Consider the following 13,879-nt stretch of genomic DNA (forward strand, 5'->3'; position numbering starts at 1 on the left):
TTATCCCCCGACAACCAATTGCTCATTCTGCTTTACTTCAAGATCTAATATCTTCTTCAAATTTAAAAGTACGACCATTTTTTCACCAACATTTACAAGTCCTTGTACAAATTGACTATTTTCCGAGTCTTGAAAATCTGGAACATCCTTCGCTGTTTCTTCGTTGATGCTGTATACGTCAGACACCGCATCAACAACTAACCCCATAATTTTTGTTGCCTCTTTTATTACAACGGAGACAACGATAACCACGGTTAGCGCTCCATATTCGATTTGTGGTAAGCCGAATCGAACCCTTAAATCTATGATTGGCACTATCGTGCCACGTAAATTAATCGCACCGTTTACATACATAGGAGCATTTGGAATTGCAGTGACTTCTTCCCACCCTCTTATTTCCTGTACGGCCAGAATATCCATGCCATACTCTTCGCCCGCCATCATAAAGGTGAGAAATTGTGTATCGTCATCTCTGTCTGCAAGCATGACTTGTTCATTAATCGAGGCTTTTTCAGTGATCATGACACCACCTCATCTAACTCTTGTTCTACTAATAACTCTTGAGTTCCTGGACGCTTTAAGCCACTCAGTTTGATAAGACCACTAATATCGACAATTAAAGAGACTCTGCCATCACCTAAAATTGTCGCCCCTGAGATCCCATTTACTTTCTGATAATTCGCTTCAAGACTTTTAATAACGACCTGTTGTTGCGCCAGTAAATCATCCACCAACAATCCCACTTTGTGATTATCACTCTCTACAACTACTAACAGTGTTTTATCCAACTCTTCTATTGCACCACCATGGTTAAATAGTTGATATAGCCTTAGTATTGGTATGTATTCATCTCGTAACCGAAGCACCTCTAAGCCATTACCTACTTTGCTCACTTTTTTAATATCTATTTGTAAAGACTCAACAATAGAAATAAGTGGAATGATGTAGGTATGCTTTGCAACTTTAACCAGTTGACCATCAAGAATGGCCAGCGTTAATGGCAACCTAATTGTAAACGTTGAGCCAACCCCTTTTGCAGAAGTCACTTCAACGCTGCCGTTTAATGCTTGAATATTTCGTCGAACAACATCCATACCCACGCCGCGACCAGAGATATCACTCACTTCATCGGCTGTTGAAAATCCAGGCCTAAAAATAAGTTCATTAACCTCTTCAATAGTCAGCTCATCAGTTGCTTGAATAAGGCCATTGGCAATCGCTTTACTTTTTATTTTTTCGGTATTCAAGCCTCTGCCATCATCCATGATTTCAATCACAATATTTCCACCTTGGTGGAAAGCATTCAGTGTCACCGTACCCACGGGATCTTTTCCGGCTTTAATTCTGTCTTCCGGTGTTTCTAAGCCATGATCCAAAGAGTTTCTTACTAAATGAACCATAGGATCGGAAATCTTTTCCATCACGGTTTTATCTAATTCTGTTTGCTCTCCTAGCAGCTTTAGTTCAACCTGTTTATTCAACTTCTGTGACGTATCTCTTACTAAGCGAGGAAATCGGCTGAAGACAAAACTAATAGGTAACATCCTGATTCGCATTACATTTTCTTGCAAATCTCGCGTATTATGGGCTAATTGAGCGAGGCCTTCTTGCATCGCAGCAAGTGTATTTTCGGTCGGTTCTTGCTCGCCTAATTGAGTCAACATAGCTTGGGTAATAACCAACTCCCCTACCATATTGATAAGCGAATCTACTTTATCAATCCCAACACGGATCGAAGTCGACTCTGCTGATTTCTTACTAGCCTCAGGCTTAGCCTTTGTCGCTGTCGCTGAGGGTGTTTTTGGTACATCAATATTTTGAGTGTCGTTGCTCGACGTTTCTTTCTTCTCACTCTCTGGTTCTGGCGTTGTGGAGACACTCACATCATCTTCAAATAAACCACCACATAAGGTAATAGAAATTTCAGCATCATCCTCAACCCACTCAAATACTTCTTTAATCGCCGACTCTGGATGACTGGTTGTTAAGTATAACCGCCAACTGAGGTAGCAATCCTCTGGATTGAAGTCATCAATTTCAGGTATTGCATCACAAAACGCATGAGTTTCTAAATCCCCCAATTCCGATAGCTCACTTAACATATAGAGCGGTTCGTTACCGGTTTTAAACAAGTGGGGGAGCGGTTTAAAGTCTATTTGATAGGTTTGAGATTCTTGCCCTTGAGGTATGCTATCGGCAGTATCTGAGCTAACACTCTCTTTACCACCTAAAATCTCTTCAAATTTAACTTTCAACTCATTCGCATTGGAAAGATCTGGCTCTTCTTCGGCTTGTAATGCGGTTAGTAAGGCCCTTAAACAATCAACAGATTGGAGCAGCAAATTGACATGTTCAGCGGTCAACTGTCGACGCCCATCCCTGATCTGATCGAGTAAGGTTTCCAACACATGCGTGAAGTTAGCGACAGAAGTAAAACCAAATGTTCCACTGCCACCTTTGATGCTGTGTGCTGCGCGAAATATAGTATTGATCGTTTCTGAGTCTTCATGGCCTGGCTGTAAATTCAGCAGCTCAGCTTCCATGATGTCTAGACCTTCAAAGCTCTCTTCAAAAAAGACATCAAAAAATTGGCTTAAATCAATACTCATATCGACGCCTCTCTGTATCTATCTTATGACTTTTTTCAATACCGCTAGCAATTGTTCAGGGTTGAATGGTTTCACTATCCAACCAGTTGCTCCCGCCGCTTTACCTTCTGTTTTTTTATCCAATCCAGACTCGGTGGTCAGCATTAGTAAAGGGGTGAACTTATAGTTGGGTAGGCTACGCAGCTCCTTAATAAGTGTGATCCCATCCATTACAGGCATGTTTACATCAGAGATCACGGCATCGAACCCTTGTTGCTTGGCAATAGATAGTGCTTCACTGCCATCTTTGGCTTCCGTGACATCAAAACCTGCTTTTTTCAAAGTAAAGCCAACCATTTGGCGCATTGACGCCGAATCATCCACAGCTAAAATCTTTTTCATATTCACCTCTTAATTTTCAATACTATGGAATAAATAATGGGTTAATCCCAACTCATTTACCGCCTGCGCTAAAGCGTCACTTTCACCATGCCATACAATTTTATGTTCTAACGAGAGCAAGTGTTTTTGCACGGCACAGAGCAGTTGTATAGATGCTGTGTCGGCTCTTTGCACTTCACTAATATCAATCGTGATGTCTGATGTTTCCATAGAGTCCTGGAAAATCTGATGGTACAGGCTTTCCACATGGTTAATCGCCATTTCAGGTGGAAGTTTCAACATGAGCTGAAGACTATCCTTGTAAAAATGAGTAATAAAATTAGCTTAGACCGTGATGGTAAAAATGCCACAAAGATTGATTAAAAATCCGCAAATAATTAAAGCGTTAGAGGTAAGATAGTACAACGACACTGGGGTCGACCAGTGTCGATATAAGACTAATTGATGATCTTCTCTAGGTCAGCGAGAAGTAGTTTGTCATCGATTGTAGGGACAGCTCCAGCTGTATGTGTAGGTTTGAAAATAGCCTCAAGCTGACCTTTTGGGTTAATTAATGCTACAGACGCACTATGATCAACATAATACTCTTCTGTCTGTTCCTGATTTATTGCGTAGATTAAACCGAGATCTCTCACAAAAGGAAATAAAGCCGAATGCTCGGCAGATACCGCTTTAAAATCAGGATCAAAGTGCTTGATGTAGGCCAAACGCTTCTCTTCAGTATCTCGGTTAGGATCGACCGATACAAACCATACTTGTAAGTCACCTTTGCTTTTTACGGATTGATATACGTGAGTTAATTTCAACAACGTCATTGGACACACGTCGGGACAGCTGGTGTAACCCAAAAACAGCAAATTCCATTTACCGGTAAAGTCTTGGTTTGAGACAACCTCACCGTATTGATCCCTTAATTCAAACGCATTCACGTCCTTAGGCTTTGGATACCAAACCACTTTTTCAGAGACATCTGGTGCAGGCCCACAACCAAACAGAATTAACATAGAGATAATTAAGATAAATTTTTTCATATAAATGCTTTATCCACAAAGAGTGCAATGAACACTATCAAAAGATGCCAGATAGAGAAATAAAATACCCTCATAGCATACTCTAAACTATTTGTTCTCATAAGCTTGGTGGCTTTGTAAATAAAAGCGACATTTGCCATGCCAGAGACCAACAAATAGATCCAACCAGACATTCCCACTAGGTAAGGTAGCAAACAGACTAAAGTTAAAATGATGGTATAAAATAGCACACAGAGTTTTGTAAATTCGTTTCCATGCGTTACTGGTAACATGGGGACTTCGGCTTTTTCGTAGTCTCGTTTACGAGCAATAGCTAATGCCCAAAAGTGGGGAGGTGTCCAAGCAAAAATGATCATTACTAACAACCAAGGTCCTGCACCAAGCTGACCAGTCTCACTGACCCAACCTAGCAAGGGTGGCATCGCTCCTGCTAACCCCCCAATTACTATGTTTTGAGGTGTTGCGCGCTTTAACAATAACGTATAAACCACGGCATAACCGAATAGCGCGGCTAAGGTAAGTAGCGCACATAACTGATTGGCGAAAATAGTTAATAGAGCATACCCAGAAATAGCGAGGCCCGTCGCAAAGATTAACGCTGATGATACAGAAACAGAGTCTGTCGCTAACGGTCGGTTTCGTGTTCGCGCCATCTTTTTATCTATTTCTCTATCCACGATATGATTTACAGCTGCTGCACTACTTGAAAGTAAACCAATGCCAAACAAACTCATTAATTGTGCCAATAATGTTTTATCACTTTGTGGTGCTAACATCATCCCGACCCAAGCAGTAATAACCAACATACATACCACTTTGAACTTACACATGCCAAAGTAGGCTTTGAATAAAGTAGTTGCTTTTTGAAGCTCTGAAAAACTAGTTAATTGAAGCATATTTTACTCCTACTTTTTGCGTCAGGCTGATAAAGAAACACAATTTCACCATTGCTAATAACACCATTGCTGCCATGAAGTTATGGAATAAGGTTAACAACAGAGGAAATTGGAAGTGTACGATTGCCCCCCCACCAAAACCTGTATCGCAACCAAAGTTAACACAACAAGTGCTGAGCGTCGGAGTAAGCGGTTTTGACCAGCTCTAAGGAGTGGCCAACATGCAGCAAGTAGCGTTAAAACGGTAATAACTGCCCATATCCGATGGATAAAGTGAATAGATACTCTAGATTCGAATGGCAAAACACCAAACTCATAAGTCGCTGAAGCTTCAGGAAGTGTGAATAAACTCTGCCAAGAGAAAAGTTGAAGATTGTCACATAGCGGCAACCCTGTACAATGTGGAGCAGCATAATTGGCTGCAAGCCATCCACCTAGCGCAATTTGTATAATCAACACACCAAGAGCCACATAACATAAACGACAGGTAAGGCTAGTTACACTAGCAGTAATAGTGGTGTATTTCAGCCTTAAAACCAATAACACCAGCAATGCAAGAATACTAAACCCACCTAGTAAATGACCCATCACAATGACTGGCTGTAAATTCATCGTCACGGTCCACATCCCAAGTGCCCCTTGAAATAACACAAGCAATAGCAGTAAGTAGTAGTGACGATTAGGGCTTTTTGTTTTTTGCTTCTTGAACAGCCTTATGCATGCAAGTGCCAAAATAAGTAACCCGAGGAAACTGGCAAAATAGCGATGGATCATTTCAATCCATGCTTTTTCTGCTTCTATTTCTAAATGTGGAAAACTGTCTTTAGCCGCAGATAGTTCATGAGTCTCATTTGGTACTGTTAAAAAGCCGTAACACCCAGGCCAATCTGGACATCCAAGTCCCGCATCACTTAAACGTGTGAAGGCGCCAAGTGTCACTACCGTTATTGCGACGAAACAGGCAAATATTGCGATTTTTATTCTTACCTTGGACATATTTACCTCCTAACTTGAACGAGAGTAGTTCAATAATTTCTTCAGATCACTCAGTAGCCCTTTTTGTACATTTCGCATTTCTTCTAAGCTTGCTACTGGTGCATACTTAAGTACAAATAACCCCTTTTTATCAACCAGGTAGAGATAGTTGTCATCTAACTGGTTGAGGTATATCGGCAAAGAAGTAGCGTACTCAATACCTTTTTCATTTCGCTCTTGTAATACCACGAGCGATACTTTCTGCTGGTTTTTCCCCAGCGCTAAATACAAATTAGGTAAGCTATCTAGTAGTAAAGAACATTGCTTATTACACTGCTTTGGTCGCTGATAAACGATACTCCACTCAGTATCTAAAACCAGCTCTGATTGGCGAACCTCCTGACTTAAAAATTCACCGTGATTAGTCGTGCTATGTGGTATCCAGCCGACCTTCAAGGCAACAAATGCCAATAGTAAGGGGAATATAAACAGCCCTATAAACCATGCCGCGCTTTTAGACATCTTTATTCTCCTTTTTTGAAAGTTTCCAGCCAATCACTACCGCGGCCAAGGCAATAAGCAACCACTGTAAAGCATAAGCTTCATGTTTTTGCGGTGACATTACGACCGGTTGATAATGGGGCTCAGTCCCTGCAAATCTGTTTTTAGTCATGTAGGCAATTAGAGGTAAAAGAGGTTTACCTGACTCCGCAGATAAGTAATCAACATCAATATACTGAATCACAGATTGTTTTGTTGCCTCCTCAGCCGCAGACTTAGCTAAGGTGAACCGCTTACTAGCACTAGATTTGATATAGACAGGTAGAGAAACGGTGTCACTTGGAAGAGAAAAAACGGTAGGCACGCGACTAGCCTGCTGTGGCACAAAACCTAAATTAACAGCTAGATACTCATCAGTTTCGGAAATTTTTATAATACCAATTACATCAAAACCGACTCGGCCTTTCACGACTTGATTATCTAGATACCAAACCGCATCGCCTACAAAATTCCCTGTAATCGACACTTCAGCATTAACATATTGCGTGAGCGGCTGGGATGTTGCTGGCTGCTCATTAGCTAAGCCTAGCGATTTTTCAATCTCAACTTTATGCTGCAACACATGTTTTTGCTGCGCTCTTTGCCACTGCCAATAAGAGAGCGAGCCACATAAAAGAACAACGATTAATGCTGCCAATATGGGGGGTTTTGATCTACCTTTAAAAAGTGCACCTAAATCCATCGGACACCCCTTATGATTAAAATTATTATTGTTGTACTGCTACTACTCGTTTTTCTAAATCTATTTAGAGCTATGCTAGTCATGCTCAAGTCAGAGCAACAAGAGTCGATGGCGAGGCTATTGCAACAAAGAGTTTATGCATCAATAGCTGTCGTACTTCTAATCTGTCTTGCTGCTCAATTTGGCTTTATAAAACTACACTCTTCACCCGTTGTTACAACACATAAACAAATACAAACAGGCACAACCAAACAACATCAACAAAATGCCAATACCAAGCCCCAGCTTGAAAAGCAAAGTGATTCTTAGCGGTAAAGTGACCCTTCAACACCCTGATCCATATAACGAAAAGAATAACCGCACCAAGTGTGACATGGAAGCCATGAAATCCTGTCAGTAAAAAGAATGTATTACCGTAAACCCCCGACTGGAGAGTTAGCCCCAGATCTTGATAAGCGTGAATATACTCTTCCACTTGCAAGGTTAAGAATGCGACGCCAAGTAGTACTGTTAATCCTAAGAATGCCTTCACTTTCGCCCTTTGCTCTTTTTCTAAAGCTACGTGGGCAAAGCTAAGCGTTACTGATGATGCTAATAGAATAATCGTATTGATCAGCGGAAGTCCCTGCCAACCCATAGCTTGAGTGACAGTTCCATCTGGAGTTGTGAGCAATGGCCATACAGCTTCAAATTGAGGCCATAAAACCTCGTTGGTGCTGGCGTTATTACTTGCACCGCCTAACCACGGCACAGCTATCATTCGTGCATAAAAAAGTGCACCAAAAAAAGCAGCAAAAAACATAACTTCGGAAAAGATAAACCATCCCATTCCTTGCTTGAACGAACGATCCATTTGGGCAGAATATAATCCAGTTTGAGATTCTTGGATCACATTCCTGAACCAACCAAAAATCATATAGATCAGCACAGCAATACCCACGAGCAGTAGCATTACTCCACTATTACTGGTTGATTTAAGTTGAATAATCGTTAAGCCAGCGCCAACAGCGATAAAGAAAAGTGCAAAAGCCCCGACGATTGGCCATGGACTTTGCTCAGGCACATAATATTTTTCTTGTTCATGGTTCATATTTGAACTCCTCTCGAGCGGCTAGCATATTCAGTCCATCACTGTTTTGTTTGCTAACTCGCTCTGTAATATCAAACAACGTATATGAAAGCGTGAGTTCCTCAACATCACTTGGGAGCTCCGTATCTACATAGAACCTCAAGACAAACTCAACTTCTTCTTTGCCTTTCATTGGTTGCTGATCAAAACAAAAGCAGGCCATTTTGTGTAAATACTTTGCCGCTTTCCCTGGAGACACTGAAGGGATCGCTTGCAACACACGCTCACTATCACTCAAGTTTTTTGCAATGAATTTGACATCGGTTAGCTTACCGGGTTGAACTCTAACCGAGTGCTCGACTGCATCGACCTTAAATGGCGCCTGGCTTTGACTGTGCGTTGTGAAGCTCACATCTACTTGTCGACTTTGCGCAATTGACTCGCTCTGCTTTGCGATTTCCATGGATGGCTTACCATTTAGGCCTGTGACATCACAAAAAACGTCATATAGAGGAACCAGTGCAAAGGCAAAAGCAAACATACCTAGCGTCAACAAAATAAGCTTCTTAAGCAGGCGTCCATGTTGCATTACTTAATCTCCGGTGGCGTTGAAAAGGTATGATAAGGAGCCGGAGATGGTACTTGCCACTCTAATCCCTCTGCCCCATCCCATACTTTCCCAGAGGCCTGCTCTCCACCTTTTATACATTTATAAACCACTGCAACAAACAACAGTTGAGAAAGACCGAATGCAAACCCTCCGATACTAATGATCGCGTTGAAATCAGCGAACTGTAGAGCATAATCAGGGATCCGCCTTGGCATGCCAGCAAGACCAACAAAGTGCATTGGGAAGAACAGTACGTTCACACTAACCAAGGAGAGCCAAAAGTGAAATTTAGCCAATTTGATATCAAACATGTACCCTGTCCACTTTGGTAACCAATAATATGCGGCGGCCATTATTGAGAATATAGCTCCCGTAACTAACACGTAATGGAAATGCGCGACAACGAAGTAGGTATCGTGATATTGGAAATCTGCAGGCGTAATTGCTAACATCAAACCGGAAAATCCGCCAATTGTGAAAAGTACGATAAACGCAATGGCAAAAAGCATGGGCACCTCAAAACTAATAGCACCTCGCCACATTGTAGCTACCCAATTAAAAACCTTAACGCCAGTAGGCACTGATATGAGCATAGTTGCATACATAAAAAACAACTCACCAGCTAAAGGCATGCCCGTAGTAAACATATGATGAGCCCAAACGACGAACGACAACAGAGCAATTGAAGCGGTTGCATAAACCATTGATGCATAGCCAAACAGTTTCTTTCTTGAAAATGTCGGTACTATCGTAGAGATTATGCCGAAGGCAGGTAATATCATGATGTACACTTCAGGATGACCAAAGAACCAGAATATATGCTGGAACATAACAGGATCACCACCACCTGCTGCATCAAAAAAGCTCGTTCCAAAGAACTTATCAGTCAATACCATAGTCACAGCGCCAGCGAGTACGGGCATAACAGCAATCAGAAGAAATGCAGTTATCAGCCAAGTCCAGACAAATAAAGGCAACTTCATCCATGTCATACCTGGAGCTCTAAGATTGACGATGGTCACGATAACGTTGATAGCACCCATAATAGAGCTAATGCCCATTATATGGATCGCAAAAACAAAAAATGCAGTATTGTCATTGCTGTACGTTGTAGATAGTGGCGCATAAAAAGTCCAACCGAAAGCAGGCCCGCCGCCTTCCAAAAATAACGACATCAGTAAAATTGCAAATGCAAAGGGGAGTATCCAAAAACTCCAGTTATTCATTCTCGGTAACGCCATATCAGGAGCACCAATCATCATTGGGATCATCCAGTTGGCAAGACCAGTAAATGCGGGCATTACTGCGCCAAATACCATTATTAGTCCATGTACTGTCGTCATTTGATTAAAAAAATGCGGATCTACAAGCTGTAACCCAGGTTGGAAAAGCTCGGCTCGGATCACCATAGCCATAGCACCACCAATTAAAAACATGGTTAGTGAGAACAATAAATACAGAGTTCCAATGTCTTTATGATTAGTGGTAAACAGCCAGCGCTTTAAGCCTTTTGGAGCTGTATGGTGTGAATGTTCTTCTACGATGGCACTCATTACTTACCCTCCTCTAATGCATCTATCTCACGCTGTATTTGGCTTGGCTGAATAACATCGCCGGTGTCATTACCCCAACTATTTCTTTTATAGGTGATAACCCCCGCTATCTGCTTGATTGTTAATTGCTTTGCGAAAGATTGCATCGCAGTTCCTGGGCGACCTAAAAGTAGAATATCTATATGAGCTTTAATATCTCCAGTGACGACTTTACTCCCTTTCATTGCAGGGAAGACACCTGGTAGCCCAAGCCCGGTTGGTTGATGGCAAGCTGCGCAATAAGCCATGTAAGTTTGTTCACCAACCTCCATTAACTCTTCTTTCGAAAGGGTTTGTTGGGCAACTGCTTGTGACTCAGCCTCTGCTTTTGCTTTTTCAGCTTTAGCATCGTTGAGCCAACTATCAAATTTATCGGGACTTACGGCCTCGACAACGACAGGCATAAAGCCATGATCTTTGCCACATAATTCAGCACATTGGCCTCTGTAAATTCCTTCATCGTTTACCTTTGTCCATGCCTCATTTATAAAGCCTGGATTGGCATCCTTCTTCACCGCAAAATCGGGCACCCACCAAGAATGGATGACATCATCTGAGGTCATCAAAAAGCGAACTTTCCTATCGGTGGGAATAACTAAATGCTTATCAACTTCAAGCAGGTAATTTTCATTTTTTTCTTTGAGATCACTAATTTCATCTTTCGGAGTAGAGAGCAAAGAATAGAATTCAACATCATGCCCCATATACTCATAGTGCCATTTCCACTGAGAGCCTGTGACCTTAATGGTCAGATCAGCTTTACTCGTGTCTTCCATAGCAATAAGCGTTTTTGTGGCTGGTATTGCCATACCAATGAGTATCAGGAAAGGAATTGCTGTCCAAAGTATTTCCACTTTGGTGCTTTCATGAAATTGCGCTGCAACAACGCCTTTTGACTTTCTGTGTTTTATAAGCGCCCAAAACATAATCCCGAATACAATAACCCCAATGACGCAACATATTAGAAATATGGTCATGTGAAGCTCATACACTTGATGACTAATGTCTGTAACACCTTGCCTCATATTGTAAGCGCTGTTAGCAAGTGAGGGCATGGCGATTAGCACTGCGATGAATGCTACAACTAATCGACAAATTTTCATTTGACGTCTCCTTCAAGACAACTCGTGGTTGTCTTTTGTTATTATTGGATGACTGTCATATTGTCTATTTGTACATAGACTTACTGCACGACTATTAACCAATTAGTCAAAAAACAAACAAATTGCAAGATTTTCGAGAAGACCGACTTTAGAATCAAAACTGGGAACTATAGGGGGTAAAACAAAGAATGATGAAAAATAGTGTATAAAGATCAGAAAACTAAAAATATTACTAAATGATTAAAGTCACTATAATCATCCTACTTTCACATAGTTAGAAAAGTTAATTATCACTTTTTAAACAAAATATAGTTAAAGCAAGCGCAACTTTATATTTAACGCTACACTCGCTCTCATAAACTACATCCAGTCAGCACTTCGGATAACGCCGACAGCTAACCCTTCAATGGAGAAATTTTGATGCTCTAGATCCACTTCAATCGCTTTAAATTCTTCATTCTCAGCATGCAATAAAACTTTCTTCCCTTTCTTTTCAAAGCGTTTAACTGTCACGTCCTCTTCTACGCGAGCCACTATCACTTGGCCATTTTCAGCCACCTGAGTGCTGTGAACAGCTAGTAGATCACCATCCATAATGCCAATATCCTTCATGCTCATACCATTAACTCTTAAAAGGTAATCAGCATTAGGTTTAAAAAAACTCGCATCTACATTACAGTGGCTCTCTACATGTTGCTCTGCCAGAATAGGCTCACCAGCAGCAACACGGCCAATAATAGGTAAACCAAGTTGTTCGGATTCATCCTCTACAAGTCGAATCCCTCGGCTTGCGCCTGGGACCATTTCGATAACTCCCTTTTTCGCAAGCGCCTTAAGATGCTCTTCCGCTGCATTTGCACTCTTAAAACCCAAAGCATCAGCTATTTCAGCACGAGTTGGAGGCATGCCAGTATCTTTTATGAATACTTTTATTAATTCAAAGATTTGTTCTTGTCGTTTTGTTAGAGGACGCATTAACTGGTGTTCCATACAGTGGTTTATTTACTGTAAGTATATACAGCTCAAAAAAAATCGCAAATGTTTCTTTATTCGACATATTTTAAGTGTATTTGCTAATAGCATTAATTAGAGCACCATTAAACAAGAAGTGAAGTCTGTGCCTCAGAGCATAACCTACGACTCTACGCAATAAGAAATAGATTATTAAGATTTAGGGCTGATTAACCACCACCTACCATGTTGCACTATGCTGATACTGTGGTGGGAGTGGGAGCGAGTTCATCTCGCGAGGTTTTCAAATCACACATAGCAAAAAACCCGTCACATTGCTGCAACGGGTTTCTCTTATTTGGCCCTGGCGATGTTCTACTTTCACATGGGTAATCCACACTATCATCGACGCTGTTTTGTTTCACTTCTGAGTTCGGCATGGGGTCAGGTGGGTCCAAAACGCTATAGTCACCAGGAAATTCTGTTCATCAATGAAGTCTCCCTCATCAATGTAAATCCGGAAAAAGCTATTAAATTCTTTTGTCTACTTTAGTCTATTAACTTCTGTCGCTTATAAACCACTTTGGCGTTGTATGGTTAAGCCTCACGGGTAATTAGTACGAGTTAGCTTAATGCCTCACAGCACTTCCACATCTCGCCTATCAACGTTGTAGTCTTCAACGGCCCTTCAGTTGACTCTAAGTCAAAGTGAGAACTCATCTCGAGGCCTGCTTCCCGCTTAGATGCTTTCAGCGGTTATCAGTTCCGAACGTAGCTACCGGGCAATGCAATTGGCATCACAACCCGAACACCAGCGGTTCGTCCACTCCGGTCCTCTCGTACTAGGAGCAGCCCCTCTCAATTCTCAAACGCCCACGGCAGATAGGGACCGAACTGTCTCACGACGTTCTAAACCCAGCTCGCGTACCACTTTAAATGGCGAACAGCCATACCCTTGGGACCGACTTCAGCCCCAGGATGTGATGAGCCGACATCGAGGTGCCAAACACCGCCGTCGATATGAACTCTTGGGCGGTATCAGCCTGTTATCCCCGGAGTACCTTTTATCCGTTGAGCGATGGCCCTTCCATTCAGAACCACCGGATCACTATGACCTACTTTCGTACCTGCTCGACGTGTCTGTCTCGCAGTTAAGCTTGCTTCTACCATTACACTAACCGTACGATGTCCGACCGTACTTAGCAAACCTTCGTGCTCCTCCGTTACTCTTTGGGAGGAGACCGCCCCAGTCAAACTACCCACCAGGCACTGTCCTCAACCCCGATTCAGGGGCCTAAGTTAGAACATCAACACTACAAGGGTGGTATTTCAAGGTCGGCTCCACAGAAACTAGCGTCTCTGCTTCAAAGCCTCCCACCTATCCTACACATGTAGGGTCAATGTTCAGTGCCAAGCTGT

Annotated in this window: 13 protein-coding genes, 2 rRNA genes and 1 pseudogene (1 of these 16 cut by a window edge); all 16 read right to left on the bottom strand. The window is 42.0% G+C overall.

The window, feature by feature from the left end:
• Positions 1 to 522, bottom strand: coding sequence for a chemotaxis protein CheW (locus GSF04_RS21890; RefSeq protein ID WP_039490862.1), 522 nt, complete (start codon positions 520 to 522; stop codon positions 1 to 3).
• Complete coding sequence (locus GSF04_RS21895) at positions 519 to 2,609, bottom strand: chemotaxis protein CheA (protein WP_039490860.1); 2,091 nt, start codon at positions 2,607 to 2,609, stop codon at positions 519 to 521. Before GSF04_RS21895 ends, GSF04_RS21890 begins: the two co-directional genes overlap by 4 nt.
• A gap of 18 nt (positions 2,610 to 2,627) precedes the next feature.
• Positions 2,628 to 2,990 carry a response regulator gene (locus GSF04_RS21900; RefSeq protein ID WP_010378447.1) on the bottom strand — a complete coding sequence of 121 codons (363 nt, stop codon included), beginning with the start codon at positions 2,988 to 2,990 and terminating at the stop codon, positions 2,628 to 2,630.
• A 9-nt stretch (positions 2,991 to 2,999) separates the two neighbouring features.
• Entirely contained in the window at positions 3,000 to 3,272 is a 273-nt protein-coding gene (locus tag GSF04_RS21905; RefSeq protein ID WP_010604348.1) for an STAS domain-containing protein, read from the bottom strand.
• Positions 3,273 to 3,427: 155 nt separating this feature from the next.
• Complete coding sequence (locus GSF04_RS21910) at positions 3,428 to 4,021, bottom strand: SCO family protein (protein WP_211858788.1); 594 nt, start codon at positions 4,019 to 4,021, stop codon at positions 3,428 to 3,430.
• Complete coding sequence (gene cyoE / locus GSF04_RS21915) at positions 4,018 to 4,917, bottom strand: heme o synthase (RefSeq protein WP_211858789.1); 900 nt, start codon at positions 4,915 to 4,917, stop codon at positions 4,018 to 4,020. The genes GSF04_RS21910 and cyoE overlap by 4 nt, the downstream gene beginning before the upstream one ends.
• Positions 4,901 to 5,913 (bottom strand): annotated as a pseudogene (locus GSF04_RS21920) (COX15/CtaA family protein). The gene cyoE and the pseudogene GSF04_RS21920 overlap by 17 nt, the downstream one beginning before the upstream one ends.
• A 9-nt stretch (positions 5,914 to 5,922) precedes the next feature.
• Positions 5,923 to 6,414, bottom strand: a complete 492-nt coding sequence (locus GSF04_RS21925) for a hypothetical protein (RefSeq protein WP_039490848.1) — start codon at positions 6,412 to 6,414, stop codon at positions 5,923 to 5,925.
• Positions 6,407 to 7,135, bottom strand: a complete 729-nt coding sequence (locus GSF04_RS21930) for an SURF1 family protein (RefSeq protein ID WP_211858790.1) — start codon at positions 7,133 to 7,135, stop codon at positions 6,407 to 6,409. Before GSF04_RS21930 ends, GSF04_RS21925 begins: the two co-directional genes overlap by 8 nt.
• Before the next feature lie 214 nt (positions 7,136 to 7,349).
• Positions 7,350 to 8,225 carry a cytochrome c oxidase subunit 3 gene (locus tag GSF04_RS21940; RefSeq protein WP_039490844.1) on the bottom strand — a complete coding sequence of 292 codons (876 nt, stop codon included), beginning with the start codon at positions 8,223 to 8,225 and terminating at the stop codon, positions 7,350 to 7,352.
• A complete protein-coding gene (locus tag GSF04_RS21945; RefSeq protein ID WP_039490841.1) occupies positions 8,215 to 8,793 on the bottom strand; it encodes a cytochrome c oxidase assembly protein in 579 nt (192 codons plus the stop codon). Before GSF04_RS21945 ends, GSF04_RS21940 begins: the two co-directional genes overlap by 11 nt.
• Positions 8,793 to 10,367: a cytochrome c oxidase subunit I gene (gene ctaD, locus GSF04_RS21950; RefSeq protein ID WP_211858791.1), complete on the bottom strand. Its 1,575-nt coding sequence runs from the start codon at positions 10,365 to 10,367 to the stop codon at positions 8,793 to 8,795. Before ctaD ends, GSF04_RS21945 begins: the two co-directional genes overlap by 1 nt.
• Entirely contained in the window at positions 10,367 to 11,509 is a 1,143-nt protein-coding gene (coxB, locus tag GSF04_RS21955; protein WP_130125760.1) for a cytochrome c oxidase subunit II, read from the bottom strand. Before coxB ends, ctaD begins: the two co-directional genes overlap by 1 nt.
• Positions 11,510 to 11,869: 360 nt before the next feature.
• Positions 11,870 to 12,484 (bottom strand): transcriptional repressor LexA, encoded by a 615-nt coding sequence (gene lexA / locus GSF04_RS21960; RefSeq protein ID WP_039490834.1) that lies wholly within the window; start codon positions 12,482 to 12,484, stop codon positions 11,870 to 11,872.
• Between the two features lie 338 nt (positions 12,485 to 12,822).
• Positions 12,823 to 12,936: ribosomal RNA gene (gene rrf, locus GSF04_RS21965) — 5S ribosomal RNA — on the bottom strand.
• A 117-nt stretch (positions 12,937 to 13,053) separates the two neighbouring features.
• A 23S ribosomal RNA gene (locus tag GSF04_RS21970) occupies positions 13,054 to 13,879 on the bottom strand (it continues 2,059 nt past the right edge of the window).

Source organism: Pseudoalteromonas sp. A22, from assembly GCF_018141345.1.
Classification (GTDB): Bacteria; Pseudomonadota; Gammaproteobacteria; order Enterobacterales; family Alteromonadaceae; genus Pseudoalteromonas; species Pseudoalteromonas maricaloris.